Consider the following 15171-nt stretch of genomic DNA (forward strand, 5'->3'; position numbering starts at 1 on the left):
GCATGGCGTCACGCCCCGGCCCCTGGGCCTCGGGCCGCTTCGACGTCGAGGGGCACCGCGGTGCCAAGGGGCTCGTCGTCGAGAACACGCTGGCCAGCTTCGCCGCCGCCTACGACGCCGGCGTGACCGGCGTCGAGCTCGACGTCCGTCTCACGGCCGACGGCGAGGTCGTCGTCTGGCACGACCCCGTGCTCCTGCCGCTCAAGTGCCGGCCGACCGGTCCCGACCTCGTCGGTGCCCGGGTCGCCGACCTGACCCTCGAGCAGCTGCGCACGGTCGACGTCGGCAGCCAGACCCTCGCCGGCTTCCCGGAGCAGCGTCCGTCGCCGGGCGCCCGCATCTCGACGCTGGACGAGGTGCTCGCCCACGGGCTCGAGCGCGCGCCCGACGTGTGGTGGACCATCGAGCTCAAGGTCAACCCGCTCGACGCGGGGGAGTCCGCCGGACGCCGTCGGCTCCTCGAGGGCGTCCTCGCGAGCGTGCACGAGGCGGGCCTCGAGCGGCAGTGCTTCATGCACTCGTTCGACTGGACCGTGCTCGAGCTCTCGGCGCAGCTGGCACCCGACGTGGTCCGCTCGGCCCTCGTCGAGGCCTCGGTGACGTGGGTGCCGGGCAGCCCGTGGACCGGCAGCGTCACGGTGGGGGAGTCGCACGACGACATGTGTGCGGGGGCCGCCGCCGTCGGCGCCGCCGTCATCTCACCCGAGCACGTGCTCGTCGACCCGGACTTCGTCGAGCGTGCGCACGCAGCCGGCCTCGCGGTGCTGCCGTGGACCGTCAACGAGCCCCGGCGGATGGTCGAGCTCGTCGAGGCCGGGGTCGACGGCATCGTGTCGGACTACCCCGACCGCGCCCTGTCGGTGCTGGCCCCCGCGCCTGCCTGAGCGGACCCTCCGGCGCGGACCGGACTTCGCCCCGTAGCGAGGGGCCGGACCCCCGTGGTCCGGCCCCTCGCTCCCCCTCCCGGTGCCCCGCCGGGGCGGGGGACTCGGCGCCCGTGGCACACTCGTGCGGTCGACAGGCGCCGATGTCGGCGCTGCCACCGTCCGGTGCAGCAGCTGGGTGGGGACCCCTGGACCCCACCCATTCGCTAGAACGCCGTTCCAGCGAACTCATGATGCTTTCGAAGGGCTCCGATGTCAACAGACCGGGCGTACGACAACAGCTCGCGTGCGGAAGCAGCCCAGGCCACCCGGCGCCGGATCATCGAGGCAGCCCGCGAGATGCTCCTGCGCGACGGCTACCACGCCATGTCGGTCAGCGCGCTCGCGGCGAACGCCGGCGTCAGCGCGCAGACCGTCTACAACGCCGTCGGTGGCAAGGCGGCGGTCGTCAAGGCGGTCTACGACGTGCTCCTCGTCGGCGACGACGCGCCCGTCGCGATGCAGGACCGCCCGGAGTTCTGCGCCATGTCGACGGCCCCCGACCGCGAGGGCTTCGTCCGGGCGTACGCCGCGTTGTGCGCGACGATCTACGAACGCGTCGGGCCCCTCCTCGGCGTGCTCCTCGCCCAGGGAGCCGGCGGCGACGCCGGCCTTCAGGAGTTCGTCGCGACGATCGACCGCGAGCGTCGCGCCGGGAACACGAATGCCCTCAACGCCCTGGAGGCTGCGCACGGGCTGCCGCCGCAGCTCGACCGCGAGCGGTTCATCGACATCGTCTGGACCGTGACCTCGCCCGAGATCTACGACCGCTTCGTGCGACGCTGCGGGTGGACCCACGCGATGTATGCCGCCTGGCTGGCCGAGGCGGTCGTCGCGATCTTCGACCGCGCCAGCACCCAGCAGGAGGACTGACCATGCCCCGTCAGATCGCGACCAACACCGAGGTCGACCGTGACGCGATGCTCGACTTCGTGCGGCCGCGCCACTCCATGGTGCTCATGACGCAGCGCGCGGACGGCCGGCCGCAGGCTTCGCCGGTCACGGGCGGAGTCGACGAGCAGGGCCGCATCGTCATCTCCACCTACCCCGAGCGCGCCAAGACGACGAACGCCCGCCGTCGGCCGCAGGTCAGCGTCCTCGTGCTCTCCGACGACTTCGGCGGCGAGTGGGTGCAGGTCGACGGTGACTGCGAGGTCATCGACCTGCCGGACTCCGTCGAGCCGCTCGTCGACTACTTCCGCGCCATCTCGGGCGAGCACCCCGACTGGGACGAGTACCGCCAGGCGATGCGCGACCAGGGCAAGTCCCTGCTCCGCGTCACGCCGACGCGGTGGAGTCCGGTGGCCAGGGGCGGCTTCCCTGCCCGCCTCGCGTGAGGTCTCCCGTCCCCTCCGCCCACCTCACCGAACGCCGCGTTCGGTGCCGAACCCGCTGCTCCAGCACGGCTGTCGAGACCGAATGCGGCGTTCGGTGGGCGGAGGCGGCGGTGTGACGGGGCCCTCCGCCCGGGCGGGCGCCGGGACCCGCCCGTAGGCTGACCCCCGTGCTGCGCGTCGGAGTCACCGGAGGGATCGGGTCGGGCAAGTCCACGGTGTCACGACGGTTGGGCGAGCTCGGCGCGCACGTCATCGACGCGGACGCCGTCGCCCGCGAGGTCGTCCAGCCGGACGAGCCCACGCTGCACCGGATCAGGGCGCGCTTCGGCGACGCGGTCATCCGTGACGACGGCAGCCTCGACCGCGCGGCCCTGGCCGCGATCGTCTTCCCCGACCGTGACGCACTCGACGCGCTCGACGCCATCACCGGCCCCGCGATCGCGTCCCGTGTCGCCGAGCAGCGGGCCGCCGCACCCGACGACACGGTCTCCGTCTACGACATGCCCCTCCTCGTCGAGCGGGGGCTCTGGGTGCACGAGCACCTGACGGTCGTCGTCGAGTCCGACGTCGAGACGCGCGTGCGCCGACTCGTCGAGCAGCGCGGGCTCGGGGAGGAGGACGCCCGGCACCGCATCGCGGCACAGGCGACCGACGACCAGCGCCGTGCCGTCGCCGACGTCGTCCTCGACAACACCGGCAGCCCCGACGACCTCGTCCGCGCCGTCGACGCGCTCTGGCACGAGCGGCTCGTGCCCTACGAGAGCAACCTCGTGACCGGCACCCGGTCACGGCGGCCCGACCTCGCCCGTGACTGCGTCGTCGACCCCCGCCCGGACTGGGAGCCACGAGCCGAGCGCGTCGTCGCCCGTCTCGCCGCGGCCCTCGCGCCGTGCGGCGTGGCCACGGAGGTGTCGCACGTCGGGTCGACGGCCGTGCCCGGCCTCCTGGCCAAGGACGTCATCGACGTGCAGGTCGGGGTCCACCACCTGTCCGACGCCGACCGGGACGACGTGCAGCAGGCCTTCCGGGACGCCGGCTACGTGTTCTCCCACGGCAACCACAGCGACACGGCGCACCCGCTCGGGTCCGACCCGGCCGACTGGACGAAGCGCTTCCTCGGCGGCTGCGACCCGGCGAACCACGTCCACGTCCACGTCCGCGAGCACGGCTCCGCCGGCTGGCGCTTCGCCCTGCTCTTCCGTGACTGGCTGCGCCACGAGCCCGCAGAGCGGGACGCGTATGCCGCGGAGAAGCACCGGCTGCTCGGGCTGCACGAGTCCACCTCGGACTACGTCGATGCCAAGGAGGCGTGGTTCGAGGGCGCGTGGCAGCGCGCGACGGACTGGGCCGAGCGCACCGGGTGGCAGCCGCGGTAGGGAGCGGCCGGCATACCCACGCCGTGTGCGGTGTTGAGCGTGACATGCGTGGTGAGTACAAGGTCCCCGGTGGCAAGCTCGTGGCGGTCGACGTCGAGGAGGTGGACGGGAGGCTCGCAGGCGTCAGCGTGTCGGGCGACTTCTTCCTCGAGCCGGACGAGGCGCTGGGCGACATCAACGCCGCCCTGACCGGCATGCCCGTCGACGCCGGGGTCGAGCAGCTGGCCGGCGCCGTGACCGGCGCCCTCTCCGACGACGTGTCGCTCATCGGCTTCACCGCCGAGTCGATCGGCATCGCGATCCGCCGCGCCCTGGGCAAGGCGACCGGCTGGGACGACCACGACTTCGACGTCATCCCGGCCCGCGTGCTCGACCCGGCCCTCCACGTCGCCCTCGACGAGGTCATCGCCCGCGAGGTCGCCGCCGGTGAGCGGCCGCCGACGCTGCGCTTCTGGGACTGGGACAGCCCCCTCGTCGTCATCGGCTCGTTCCAGTCGGTCCGCAACGAGGTCGACCCCGACGGGGCCGAACGGCACGGCATCGACGTCGTGCGGCGCGTCTCCGGCGGGGGCGCCATGTTCATGGAGCCGGGCAACACCATCACGTACTCGCTCGTCGTGCCGACCTCGCTCGTCGAGGGGCTCAGCTTCGAGCGCTCCTACTCCTTCCTCGACGAGTGGGTCATCGAGGCCCTCGCCGACATCGGCGTCACCGCCCACTTCGTGCCGCTCAACGACATCGCGAGCGACCGCGGCAAGATCGGCGGTGCCGCGCAGAAGCGCTTCGTGTCGGGCGCCGTGCTGCACCACGTGACCATGGCCTACGACATCGACGCGGACAAGATGCTCGAAGTGCTGCGGATCGGCCGCGAGAAGATGAGCGACAAGGGCACGAAGTCGGCCAACAAGCGCGTCGACCCGATGCGCTCGCAGACCGGGATGACGCGTGACGCGATCCTCGAGTCGTTCGCGGCCTCCTTCGCCCGGCGCTACCGGACGACGCTCTCCGACTACACCGACGCCGAGCTCGCCGAGGCCCAGCGGCTCGTCGACGACAAGTTCGCGACCCCGGAGTGGACCCACCGCGTGCCGTGATGTCGAGACCGGCGTGTCGGCTCCGACGTCCCTCCCGAGGCGGCAGACTGGCCGCCCGCGAACCGAAGGGACACCCCATGAAGTACGTCATCCTCATCCACTCCAACCCGCAGCCGTGGGGCCACCCGACCGGTGACTTCGTCGCCGAGGCGCTGGCCCGCCCGCAGGAGGAGCGCGACGCCGGCGGCGCCGCCTTCGACGCGATGCTCGAGGAGCTCTCGAAGAGCGGCGAGCTCAAGGGCGGTGAGGCGCTCGGCGACCCCGCCTCCTCGCGCATCTACCGGTGGAGCGAGAGCGGGACCGTCGCGACGGACGGGCCGTACGCCGAGAGCAAGGAGCACCTCGCCGGCTTCTTCCTGCTCGACGTGGCGTCGCGGGAGCGGGCGGAGGAGCTCGCCGTGAACTTCGCGGGGCCCGGCGACACCATCGAGCTGCGTCCGGCGTACGTCTGGGAGGAGTAGGCGAATGGGCGCTGTCGGTCGTGCGACGTACGGTTGAGCCATGCGTCCCACGACCGACCTCCAGCGCACGGTGGCACCCTTCGAGGTGATCTCCGAGTACACCCCGAGCGGTGACCAGCCCACGGCGATCGCCGAGCTGGCCAAGCGCGTGCGGGCAGGCGACACCGACACCGTGCTGCTCGGCGCCACCGGCACGGGCAAGTCGGCGACGACGGCCTGGCTCATCGAGCAGGTCCAGCGCCCGACCCTCGTCATGGCGCCCAACAAGACCCTCGCCGCGCAGCTGGCCAACGAGTTCCGTGAGCTGCTGCCCAACAACGCCGTCGAGTACTTCGTCAGCTACTACGACTACTATCAGCCCGAGGCGTACATCCCCCAGACGGACACCTACATCGAGAAGGACAGCTCGGTCAACGACGAGGTGGAGCGGCTGCGGCACTCGGCGACCAACTCGCTGCTGACCCGGCGTGACGTCATCGTCGTCGCCTCGGTCTCGTGCATCTACGGCCTCGGCACGCCGCAGGAGTACGTCGACCGGATGGCCCGCCTCAAGGTCGGGCAGGAGGTCGTGCGCGACGACCTGCTGCGCCGGTTCGTCGAGATGCAGTACACCCGCAACGACCTCGCCTTCACGCGCGGCACGTTCCGCGTCCGGGGTGACACCGTCGAGATCATCCCCGTCTACGAGGAGCTCGCGATCCGCATCGAGTTCTTCGGCGACGAGATCGAGCGCATCTACACCCTGCACCCCGTGACCGGCGAGGTCGTCAACGAGGAGCAGGAGATGTACGTCTTCCCTGCCTCGCACTACGTCGCCGGCCCCGAGCGCATGGAGCGGGCGATCCGCGGCATCGAGCTCGAGCTCGAGGACCAGCTGGCGCTCTTCGAGAAGCAGGGCAAGCTCCTCGAGGCCCAGCGGCTGCGCATGCGCACGACCTACGACCTCGAGATGATGCGTCAGGTCGGCTTCTGCAACGGCATCGAGAACTACAGCCGCCACATCGACGGTCGCACGTCCGGCTCGGCCCCCAACTGCCTCATCGACTACTTCCCCGAGGACTTCCTCCTCGTCCTCGACGAGTCGCACCAGACGGTCCCGCAGATCGGCGCGATGTACGAAGGCGACATGTCCCGCAAGCGGATGCTCGTCGAGCACGGCTTCCGCCTGCCGAGCGCCATGGACAACCGTCCCCTGAAGTGGGAGGAGTTCCTCGAGCGCATCGGGCAGACGGTCTACCTCTCGGCGACGCCGGGGGAGTACGAGCTGGCCAAGTCCGGCCCGCCCGTCGAGCAGATCATCCGACCCACCGGTCTCATCGACCCCGAGGTCGTGCTCAAGCCGACCAAGGGCCAGATCGACGACCTCATGCACGAGATCCAGGAGCGCACGAAGCGCAACGAGCGCGTGCTCGTCACCACCCTGACGAAGAAGATGGCCGAGGACCTCACCGACTACCTCCTCGACAAGGGGATCCGGGTCCGCTACCTCCACAGCGACATCGACACCCTGCGGCGGGTCGAGCTGCTCCGCGAGCTGCGCACCGGCGTCTTCGACGTCCTCGTCGGCATCAACCTGCTCCGTGAGGGCCTCGACCTGCCCGAGGTCTCGCTCGTGTCGATCCTCGACGCCGACAAGGAGGGCTTCCTCCGCTCGGCCAGGTCGCTCATCCAGACGATCGGTCGCGCGGCCCGAAACGTGTCCGGCCAGGTGCACATGTACGCCGACAAGATCACCCCGTCGATGGAGCAGGCGCTCGACGAGACCAACCGGCGTCGCGAGAAGCAGATCGCCTACAACACCGAGCACGGCATCGACCCGACGCCGCTGCGCAAGAAGATCGCCGACATCACCGACCTGCTCGAGCGCGAGGACGCCGACACGCAGGAGCTGCTCGGCTCCGGGCGCATGCAGTCCCGCGGCAAGAGCGGTGCCGGTCGCGGCGCCATGGCCGCCGACGTCGGGGTGTCGGCCGGCGGCACGACCAACCGTCCGGCCGACATGGCGGCGGCCGACCTCGCCGGTCTCATCCAGGAGCTCACGACACAGATGCACCAGGCGGCGGCCGAGCTGCACTTCGAGCTGGCCGCGCGCCTGCGCGACGAGATCGGCGACCTCAAGAAGGAGCTCCGGCAGATGAGTGCCGCGACCCGGTGATGGCCCGATGACGCCCAAGGGGGCCGGGAAGGGCAGCGTGGCTGCCCGGCTTCGTGCCGCCGCCCTCGCGCTGCCCGGGGCGTGGGAGGACTCGCCGTGGGACGGTGACACCGTCGCCAAGGTCGGAGACAAGATCTTCGTCTTCCTCGGCGGGGAGTCGATCGGGGTCAAGAGCGCCCGCAGCCGCACGGAGGCCGACGAGTGGCTGCACCGCTACCCCGACGACGCATCGGTCATGGCCTACATCGGCCGGCACGGGTGGAACACCCTGCGCACGACCGGGGCGATCGACCCCGACGAGCTCCTCGAGGCGATCGAGACCTCCTACGAGATCGTCGTGTCGGGCCTGCCGCGCAGCAGGCGACCCGGGCCCACGGACTGAGCGTCGGTGGCGTGAGCTCCCGCCGGAGGATGCCTCGTGACGCCCACGGCCTGCCCACGGGACGGGACCGATTTGAGGCATGGCACCGGGAGTGAAAGACTCAGGCGTTCACGGAGGGGAGTATCCCCGACACGACGGGCTCGTCATCACGGAGTGGGTCTCACCGCCGCTCCCGGTCCCGTCGGTCCGGCAGCGCCTCGGGCGCTCCGGGCGGGAGAGACCTCCGGTTGCTGATCTGGTGACCGGAAGGTTGTGCCCATGAACGTTCCCGCCTGGGGCTGGTTCCTCACGATCGGTCTGATGACCGTGTTCCTCCTCGTCGACGTCTTCGTCATCGCGCGGCGACCGCACGTGCCGTCGATGGCCGAGGCGGGCCGACACCTGGCCTTCTTCGTGGGGGCGGCCGTGCTCTTCGGACTCTTCGTCTGGTTCGAGTGGGGCGGCCAGTACGCCGGCGAGTTCTACGCGGGCTGGCTCACCGAGTACTCCCTCTCGGTCGACAACCTCTTCGTCTTCCTGCTCATCATGGGCAGCTTCAAGGTGCCGAAGAAGCTCCAGCAGTCAGCGCTCATGGTCGGTATCGTCATCGCGATCGTCCTGCGCGGCATCTTCATCGGGCTCGGCGCGGTCGTCATCAACGCGTACGCGTGGGTCTTCTACATCTTCGGCGCCTTCCTCGTCTACACGGCGATCAAGCTCGCGACCGGCGGCGAGAGCGACGACGACGAGTACCACGAGAACCGCTTCCTCCTCTGGGTCGAGAAGCGCTTCCCGGCGACCAAGGAGTGGCACGGCACGAGCCTCACGGTGATCGAGAACGGCAAGCGCCTCATCACGCCGATGCTCATCGTCATCCTGGCTCTGGGCACGACCGACCTGCTCTTCGCGCTCGACTCGATCCCGGCGATCTACGGCCTGACCAACGAGCCGTACCTCGTCCTCACCGCCAACATCTTCGCCCTGATGGGACTGCGGCAGCTCTACTTCCTCATCGGTGGCCTGCTCAAGAAGCTCGTCTACCTCAGCATCGGCCTCGCGGTCCTGCTCGCGTTCATCGGCGTCAAGCTCGTCATGCACGCGATGCACGAGAACAACCTGCCGTTCATCAACGGCGGCCAGCCGATCGAGGGCGTGCCCGACATCCCGATCCTCGTCTCGCTCGGTGCGATCGTCCTCATCCTCGGTGTCACCACCGTCGCGAGCCTCTGGAAGTCCAGCCGCGACGCCAAGCTGGAGGCCGCGAACGGCACCTCCGACGTGGACAGCGCAGACGAGGGCGAGGCCGGCACCAGCGGCGCGTCCCAGGACCCCGCGGGGCTCGCAGGCGACGAGGGTGTCACCACACCCCACGCCACGCACGACCAGCGCTGACGACGTATGCCGTCACGACCCCGCCCGCCGACCGCCTGGTCGGCGGGCGGGGTCGCGTCGGGAGTGCGGGAGGCCTCCACCGTCGTACGGCCGGGGCTACCGCGAAACAGCTGGGTCCACGCTGCGTGGGCGGCAGGCCGCCCGGCTCAGCTCGCCGTGAGCTCCTGGGCGAGCATCACGAGGATGCCGCTGGGTCCGCGGACGTAGGTGAGCTTGTAGACGTCCTCGTACGTGGCCACCCCGCGCAGCGGGTGGCAGCCGTGCCTCGCGGCGATCTCGAGCGCCTCGTCGATGTCGTCGACCGAGAAGGCGACCCGGTGCATGCCGATCTCGTTGGGCAGCGTGGGGGTCGTCTCGATGGCGCTGGGGTGGATGTACTCGAAGAGCTCGAGGCGGCCCTGGCCGTCGGGGGTCTGGAGCATGGCGATCCTGGCGTGGTTGCCGTCGAGGCCCACGGCGGTGTCGGTCCACTCCCCGCTGACCGTGTCTCGACCGAGGACCGTCAGTCCGAGGTCGGTGAAGAAGGCGATCGTCGCCTCGAGGTCCTGCACGGCGATCCCGACGTTCTCGAGCTTGATGGGCATGAGGGGCACGCTACCGAAGCGAGATGACGCGTCGCTCGGGCGAAGGGGAGTCGCTCGACCACCCATCGGTCCAGGTTCCGCCCGGTCGACCACGGTGCCGGGAGGAAATCACCTCGTGACGTTGCCGCCGGTGGCCGATGACGACGAGTAGGGTCCGAGCATCGGGGGAAGAGGTCCTCCGACGAGCACAGGGGAACCTCATGAGGACACGACTTCGCACCGCGGCCGCCGGGCTCGCGCTGACACTCGCATCGACCCTCGGCGTCGTCGCCGCGAGTCCCGCCAGCGCGATCGAGCCGGTCGGCTTCGCCAAGGTCAGCAGCTGCGCCGATCCGCAGCTCAACGCGTTCGACAACTGGTCGGGGCACACGCTCGGCGCCTACAAGGACACCAACTGGGTGCCGCAGGGGATGACCTACGACTCCAACGGCGACTACCTCTACGTCTCGATGTACCACCGCGACGCCCTCGAGGTGCCGCGCGTCGTCGTCTACAAGCGGTCGACGTCCGCGTGGGTCAAGACGATCGAGCTGAGCGGGGTCCCCAAGAAGGGGCACGCGGGTGGTGTGACCATCGGGCGGGGCAACCTCTACGTCTCCGACAGCGAGGGCGGTGCCTACGTCTACCGCATCCCGATCGACCGCATCCGGGCCGTCCCCGCGGGCGCGCGCCGGGCCGTGTCGTATGCCGCGCGGTACACCATGGGCGGCCTGACGCACGCCTCGTACGTCGACTACTACGGCGGCAACCTCTACGTCGGGGACTTCTACTCCAACCTCATGCGCCGCTACGCGACGTCGAGCGCGGGCTACGTGACCGTGACGTCGAACGCGGCCTACGGCACGCCCTCGATCGTCCAGGGCGTGCAGGTCACCGGCAGCCACTTCGTCTTCAGCCGCTCGTGGGGTCGGGACAACCTGAGCAAGGTGACGACGCAGGTGCGGTCCACGGGCGCCCGCTCGAGCCACAACACGCTGCCGATGATGGAGGGGATCGTCTGGGCCCCGCAGTCGGCCGGCTCGTCGGTCAAGCGGCTCTACTCCGTCTTCGAGTCGACCTCCAAGGAGTACGCCGACTCGAACTGCCGCACCCACGCGATCTGGAGCGCCTCCAGCGGCTACATCCTCTGAGGCACGGCGCGCCCCCTGTCATCTCGGACGAGTGACAGGGGGCCGCCCGCTCCGCACCGCCCTGGGCGCCGGTGATGAGTTGTGGGCCCGGCAGCCGTCTCACCTACGACAGGAACACGGTGAGACGGAAGGATGACGTGATGAGCGCGGACGTACGGGTGGACGAGCTGGACGAGCGGGACGAGCTGGACAAGGTCGACGAGCCGGCCTTCTCGGGAACGGTGGAGCGACACCGCCGGGAGCTGCACGTGCACTGCTACCGGATGCTCGGGTCCTTCGAGGACGCCGAGGACGCCGTGCAGGAGACGTTCCTGCGGGCGTGGCGCCGGAGAGAGACCTTCGAGGGGCGCTCCACGTTCCGGGCCTGGCTCTACCGGATCGCGACGAACACCTGTCTGGACCTGCTCGCCAAGCGCCGCCCGACGGCCGCCACCGGCGGTGAGGTGCCGTGGCTCCAGCCGTATCCGGACCGGCTGCTCGACGAGCTGCCCGCCGACGGCGGGGACGAGCCGGAAGCCGTCGCCCTCGCGCGCGAGACGATCGAGCTGGCCTATCTCGTCGCGGTCCAGCACCTCGCGCCCCGCCCACGGGCCGTGCTCATCCTGCGCGACGTGCTCGGCTGGCCGGCCAAGGACGTCGGGGACCTGCTCGGGGACTCCGTGAACTCGGTGAACAGCGCGCTGCAGCGCGCCCGCGCAGGACTGCGGGAGCACCTGCCGGCGGAGCGCCAGGACTGGACCGGCGGCGACGAGGACGCGGGCACGCGAGAGCTCGTGCGCCGCTACACCGAGGCCAGCGTGGCCAAGGACATCGACGGGCTGGCTGCCCTGGTGCAGGACGACGTCCGCTGCTCGATGCCGCCCACCCCGGGGCTGTTCGTGGGCCGCGAGGCCGTGGTGCAGGACTGGGTCGAGGGCGGCTTCGAGGAGCTGGGACACCTGCGCACCGTCCCCACCGCCCTGAACCGGCAGCCCGCCGTGGCCTTCTACCTCTGGCAGGAGGCGGAGGCCGCGTACCTGCCGCTGACGGTGGACGCGCTGCGCGTCACGGGCGGGGCCGTCGCCGAGATCACCACGTTCCACGCCGACCGGTTCCCGTGCCTGGGGCTGCCGGAGCGCCTGCCGGCCCTCGGCACGGAGTAGGCGACCAGTGACCGGGCGACGACCGCGGGTGACGAGGTGGCGGGCGGAGGACGGCGCCCGTCCCGGCGCTCGTCCCGGCGCTCGCGGTCGTCAGCGGACCCGGTGGGCGACGACCCAGCCGAGCAGGGCGGGCACGGCCGTGACGGCGAAGACGACGGCATACGCCCCGGGGACGGTCGACCCCGCTCCGGCGAAGACGATGGCCGAGAGCGCGATCGCCGTCGCGGCCCCCGACGAGTCGCCGATCTGCAGGGCCGAGCTGACGAAGCCCTGCTCCGTCGACTGGGCCCGGGCGAGCGCCTGGGCCGTGACGCGGGGGTAGAGCGTCCCGATCCCGAGGCCGACGACGGGGAAGAGGGCGATGACGACCCACGTCGGCGCGTCGAGCGCCACCGCGCCGGCCAGGGCGAGGAGAGCGAGGGCGATCGCCGCGAGGGAGACGGCCGCGGTGCGACCGATCTCGAAGCGCCGGTCCCACCGTCCCTGGACCCACGACCCGGCGAACCACGTGACGCCCGTGACGGTGAGTGCGACGCCCGCGAGGCTCGGGCTGAGGCCGTCGCGTTCGGTCAGCAGACGGGGCAGGTAGACCTCGGCGCCGCTGAAGGCGGCGAAGGCGAGCGCGCGCAGGGCGATGTCGGTCGGCAGCCCACGGGCGGCCCGCAACGTCCCCCGCGGTGTGAGCGGCAGCAGGGTGAGGCCCACGACGACGAGGGCGAGCACCGCAAGGGTGACGCCGACGGCGTCGAGACGCTCGGCGGCCGCGTTGAGACCGAGCACGGCGACGGCCAGCACGACCGACGCGGCGATCGTCCGCCACCGCCACGGCACGTCGACGACGTCCTGCCGCAGGCCGGTGATGATGCGGCCGAGCAGCACGGACGCCACGACGAGGACGACGAGCGCCAGCCCGAAGACCCAGCGCCAGCCGATCGTCTCGGTGATGAGGCCGGCCACGAACGGCCCCGCGATCGACGGCACGACCCACGCTGCCGAGAAGCCGGCGAGGATCGCCGTGTGCAGCCGCTGCGGGTAGACGCGAGTCACGAGGACGTAGAGCGCCGTGCTCGTCATCCCGGCGCCGAGGCCCTGCACGACCCGCGCAGCGACGAGGACCCCCATCGAGGGCGCGAGGCCGGCGACCACGAGGCCGGCGGCGAAGAGCACGAGGCCGAGGAGCAGGGGAGGCCGTGGCCCGCGCCGGTCGGCGAGGTTGCCCGACCAGACGATGCTGACGATCCCCGACGCGAGCGTCGCCGTGAAGGCCATCGCGTAGAGCGAGGCACCGTCGAGGTCGTGGGCGATCGTCGGCATGACGGTCGTCAGGGCCAGGGCCTCGAAGGCGTGCAGGGACACGAGGGCGAGCACGCCGATGGTCGTGGCCCGCAGGGCCGGCGCCATGATGCCGCCGCCCTCCTCGGGGACGGTCGTGCCGGTGTCAGGGCGCATCGTGCTCGAGGTCATCCGGCGACGTTAGGACCTCACGCGCACTTGAGGTCAAGCAGTCGGCCACACGGCGCATCAACCCGGCCCCATCGCGGCGTCCGGCGACTCGGGCCGGGACTGGGCTCCGAGCACGATGACGCTCGCGAGTACGACGAGCGCCATGCCCGCGACCTGTCCCCGGTCGAGCACCTGGTCGAGGACGACGAAGCCGGCCACGGCCGCGACGACCGGCTCGAGGCTGAGCAGGATGCCGAACACGCGCTGCGCGAGGTGACGCAGCGCGACGAGCTCGAGCGAGTAGGGCAGCACCGACGACAGGACGGCGATGCCGAGGCCGAGCGCGACGTCCCGCGGCGTCCAGCGGTCGACGGAGGTCAGACCGAGCGGGGCCACCGCGACCGTCGACACGATGAGGGCGAGCGCAAGGCCGTCGAGGCCCCCGAACGCCTTGCCGGTGCGCTGGCTGAGGACGATGTAGGCCGCCCACATGACGCCCGCCAGTGCCGCGAACCCGACGCCGACGAGGTCGAGCCGGTCCCACGACGTGTGCAGCACCCCGGAGACGAGCACGACGCCGAGGGCCGCCGCCGCGACGGCCACGACGTCCCGCGGCCGACGGCTCAGGGCGGCCGCGAGCCCGAGCGGGCCGAGGAACTCGATCGTCACCGCGACCCCGATGGGCAGGTGGGCCAGGGAGGCGTAGAACGAGGTGTTCATCGCCGCGAGCGCCAGCCCGAAGAGCACGACGGTGCCCCAGTCGGACCGGCTGCGCCCCCGCCACGAGGGCCGCGCGACGGCATACAGGATGACCATCGCGAAGAAGAGGCGCAGCAGCACCGAGCCGGGCGCCCCGATGCGGGGGACGAGCGTGGCGGCGAAGGCGCCGCCGAACTGGACGGAGACGACGCCGCCGAGGACGAGAAGGGGAGCAGTGCGGTGGTCGACGCTCACGGCATCGGCAGGCGCCCGGCGGCGACGAGGGTGGCGACGCGTTCGGCGGGCAGGTCCTCCTCGACGAGGACGCCGCCGGTCTCCGAGGCGTGGACCATGCGACCGGGGCGCACGACGATGCCGACGTGGTGGATGCGCCGACCGGGCCGGGCGAAGAAGTAGAGGTCGCCCGCCTGCACGGCGTCGAGCTCGACCGGCGTCGCGAGCTCCGCCTGGGCGTACGCGTCGCGCGCGACGACGACGCCGAGGAGTCGCCACGTGTGCAGCACGAGACCGGAGCAGTCGAAGCCGAGCGGCGAGACGCCCGACCAGAGGTAGGGCAGCCCGAGGTGGCGGCGGGCCTCGGCGACGGCCGCGTGCGTGTCGTCCCCGTCTGCCGCGCCCGCCGCGTCGAGGACGGGCGTCGGCCCCTCCATCAGGGGGTCGGTCACGGGTGCCAGGTGGGCCGACGGCACCCAGCCCGGGTAGCCCCGGTCGTCCTTCGGGGAGAGCTGCCACGGCGCGACGACGTGCGACCAGGCGCCGGACTCGGCGGTGTCGGTGACGACGACGGGCTCGCCGGCGAGCAGCTGCGACTCGACGCGGCCGTGCAGGCCGAGCCGCCCCTGGCCCGACTCGTCGTCGGAGGCGTGCGCGTCGAGCGCCGCGAGCCAGGCGGCGGCATCGGGCTCGTCGGCGACGACGGGCGCGTCGACGGGCCGGGGGCTCCCGGGACTGGACCACACCGTCGTCACGGGGACGCGGACGAGGTGGGTGGCGGTGACGGCGTGGACGGCGACGGACGAGCTCACGCCCGTCATCCTCGCACCACGCTCCGCG

General features: G+C 71.5%; 15 protein-coding genes. 11 read left to right on the forward strand and 4 right to left on the reverse strand.

Annotation, left to right across the window (positions count from 1 at the left end):
* Nucleotides 1–2: 2 nt before the first annotated feature.
* The 9 genes from ACSSS0_RS20450 to ACSSS0_RS20490 all read left to right on the forward strand — a co-directional run bounded on the left by ACSSS0_RS20450 (nucleotide 3) and on the right by ACSSS0_RS20490 (nucleotide 9099).
* Complete coding sequence (locus tag ACSSS0_RS20450) at nucleotides 3–884, forward strand: glycerophosphodiester phosphodiesterase family protein (RefSeq protein WP_435986176.1); 882 nt, start codon at nucleotides 3–5, stop codon at nucleotides 882–884.
* Between the two features lie 252 nt (nucleotides 885–1136).
* Nucleotides 1137–1796, forward strand: coding sequence for a TetR/AcrR family transcriptional regulator (locus tag ACSSS0_RS20455; protein ID WP_487229432.1), 660 nt, complete (start codon nucleotides 1137–1139; stop codon nucleotides 1794–1796).
* Between the two features lie 2 nt (nucleotides 1797–1798).
* Complete coding sequence (locus ACSSS0_RS20460) at nucleotides 1799–2260, forward strand: PPOX class F420-dependent oxidoreductase (protein WP_487229433.1); 462 nt, start codon at nucleotides 1799–1801, stop codon at nucleotides 2258–2260.
* 167 nt (nucleotides 2261–2427) lie between these two features.
* Entirely contained in the window at nucleotides 2428–3636 is a 1209-nt protein-coding gene (coaE, locus tag ACSSS0_RS20465; protein WP_487229434.1) for a dephospho-CoA kinase, read from the forward strand.
* 44 nt (nucleotides 3637–3680) lie between these two features.
* Nucleotides 3681–4730: a lipoate-protein ligase LplAB gene (lplAB, locus tag ACSSS0_RS20470; RefSeq protein WP_487229435.1), complete on the forward strand. Its 1050-nt coding sequence runs from the start codon at nucleotides 3681–3683 to the stop codon at nucleotides 4728–4730.
* 77 nt (nucleotides 4731–4807) lie between these two features.
* A complete protein-coding gene (locus tag ACSSS0_RS20475) occupies nucleotides 4808–5191 on the forward strand; it encodes a YciI family protein (protein ID WP_435986172.1) in 384 nt (127 codons plus the stop codon).
* Between the two features lie 40 nt (nucleotides 5192–5231).
* Nucleotides 5232–7346, forward strand: coding sequence for an excinuclease ABC subunit UvrB (gene uvrB, locus ACSSS0_RS20480; protein WP_020144080.1), 2115 nt, complete (start codon nucleotides 5232–5234; stop codon nucleotides 7344–7346).
* Nucleotides 7347–7353: 7 nt separating this feature from the next.
* On the forward strand, nucleotides 7354–7728 hold the full coding sequence (locus ACSSS0_RS20485) for an MmcQ/YjbR family DNA-binding protein (protein ID WP_487229436.1): 375 nt from the start codon (nucleotides 7354–7356) through the stop codon (nucleotides 7726–7728).
* 258 nt (nucleotides 7729–7986) lie between these two features.
* Nucleotides 7987–9099 carry a TerC family protein gene (locus tag ACSSS0_RS20490; protein ID WP_487229437.1) on the forward strand — a complete coding sequence of 371 codons (1113 nt, stop codon included), beginning with the start codon at nucleotides 7987–7989 and terminating at the stop codon, nucleotides 9097–9099.
* A 146-nt stretch (nucleotides 9100–9245) separates the two neighbouring features.
* Here ACSSS0_RS20490 and ACSSS0_RS20495 read toward each other — a convergent pair whose 3' ends face one another.
* A complete protein-coding gene (locus ACSSS0_RS20495; RefSeq protein WP_487229438.1) occupies nucleotides 9246–9683 on the reverse strand; it encodes a VOC family protein in 438 nt (145 codons plus the stop codon).
* 200 nt (nucleotides 9684–9883) lie between these two features.
* On the opposite strand from ACSSS0_RS20495, the gene ACSSS0_RS20500 reads away from it, so the two are divergent.
* Both ACSSS0_RS20500 and ACSSS0_RS20505 read left to right on the forward strand, forming a co-directional pair.
* A complete protein-coding gene (locus ACSSS0_RS20500) occupies nucleotides 9884–10813 on the forward strand; it encodes an NHL repeat-containing protein (protein ID WP_435986168.1) in 930 nt (309 codons plus the stop codon).
* A 140-nt stretch (nucleotides 10814–10953) separates the two neighbouring features.
* Nucleotides 10954–11955 (forward strand): RNA polymerase subunit sigma-70, encoded by a 1002-nt coding sequence (locus tag ACSSS0_RS20505; protein ID WP_487229439.1) that lies wholly within the window; start codon nucleotides 10954–10956, stop codon nucleotides 11953–11955.
* A 90-nt stretch (nucleotides 11956–12045) separates the two neighbouring features.
* Here the strand turns inward: ACSSS0_RS20505 and ACSSS0_RS20510 are convergent, their stop codons facing one another.
* The 3 genes from ACSSS0_RS20510 to ACSSS0_RS20520 are packed head-to-tail and all read right to left on the reverse strand — an operon-like array spanning nucleotide 12046 to nucleotide 15143.
* Complete coding sequence (locus ACSSS0_RS20510) at nucleotides 12046–13419, reverse strand: MFS transporter (RefSeq protein ID WP_487229440.1); 1374 nt, start codon at nucleotides 13417–13419, stop codon at nucleotides 12046–12048.
* A gap of 57 nt (nucleotides 13420–13476) precedes the next feature.
* The gene (locus ACSSS0_RS20515; RefSeq protein WP_435986165.1) at nucleotides 13477–14352 is read right to left on the reverse strand and encodes an EamA family transporter; all 876 of its coding nucleotides are present in this window, start codon (nucleotides 14350–14352) and stop codon (nucleotides 13477–13479) included.
* Nucleotides 14349–15143 carry a C40 family peptidase gene (locus tag ACSSS0_RS20520; RefSeq protein WP_487229441.1) on the reverse strand — a complete coding sequence of 265 codons (795 nt, stop codon included), beginning with the start codon at nucleotides 15141–15143 and terminating at the stop codon, nucleotides 14349–14351. The genes ACSSS0_RS20515 and ACSSS0_RS20520 overlap by 4 nt, the downstream gene beginning before the upstream one ends.
* Nucleotides 15144–15171 lie beyond the last annotated feature (28 nt).

The sequence above is a fragment of the Terrabacter sp. R4-6 genome (assembly GCF_057529065.1).